Genomic DNA, 562 nt, shown 5'->3' on the forward strand with positions numbered 1-562 from the left:
AAAAGGACTGAGTGATGGCCATCATAGCACCGATACCTCGTGGCGAACGTCGTAGGATGAAAAAAGCGATACAGACTACCAAGGACAAGGATTATGCCCGCAGACTTATTGCTCTCATGCAACTCCACGAAGGCAAAACGATTGTCGATGTCTGCCGTATTATCAGTGCAGCCCGCTCCTCAGTGGGTAGGTGGATTGACTGGTTTACTCAAGGTGGTATGGATGCCCTGCACGCTTTGCCTGTTGGCAGACCGCCAACGCTTCCCGTTAGCGAAATGTGTGCGATGCTGACTATTCTGGTTCAGTTTTCCCCGCAGGATTTCGGTTATCAGCGAAGCCGCTGGAGTACAGAGCTTTTAACGATGCAGCTCAATGATGTATTCCAAAGTACAGTGGCGGCTTCTACGGTCAGGCGTTGGTTACCGAAAATCGGGGTCGTCTGGCGTAGGGCGGCACCTACCCTCAATATTCGAGACCCTGACAAGGAAGAAAAGCTCGCTCAGATAAGTGAGGCGCTGGACAAATGCAGTGTTGACCATCCGGTGTTTTATGAAGACGAAGT

1 protein-coding gene is annotated in these 562 nt (G+C 51.1%); it reads left to right on the forward strand.

What is annotated here, in order from left to right; genetic code table 11:
- Positions 1 to 14 precede the first annotated feature (14 nt).
- On the forward strand, positions 15 to 562 hold a 548-nt coding region (locus GMA8713_RS26360), incomplete at its 3' end, for a helix-turn-helix domain-containing protein (protein WP_198159618.1).

Source organism: Grimontia marina (genome assembly GCF_900060185.1).
GTDB lineage: Bacteria > Pseudomonadota > Gammaproteobacteria > Enterobacterales > Vibrionaceae > Enterovibrio > Enterovibrio marinus.